Here is a 257-nt window from a genome sequence, read left to right on the forward strand (position 1 = left end):
GTACATGCGGGCCAGATATTCCCGTGCCGCTTTCTCGGTCGCGAGCGCGGCCCATGGCGTACAATCCAGATAACCGGGCGCGTACATGCGTGCGAGCCAGCCTTCGCAAACCGGAACCAGTTCATCAGGGTCCAGCGGTTCGCCCTCAAGATAGTTGAGGAATGCCGATACGTCGGTCGCGCACGTGCGCCCGATCACGTCGGACGGCACAATTTCCAACCCGTGCGTCGTGTCGATTGCAAAATAAAGATCATGGT

At 59.1% G+C, this 257-nt stretch carries 1 protein-coding gene; it reads right to left on the reverse strand.

Annotated elements, in window-relative coordinates; all coding sequences use genetic code 11:
* Window positions 1–257 (reverse strand): hypothetical protein (locus AC1RP1_RS08400; protein ID WP_481762790.1); only part of this gene is annotated, 257 nt, incomplete at both ends.

It is taken from the genome of Dellaglioa sp. CoH-56-MRSF-13 (assembly GCF_056782095.1).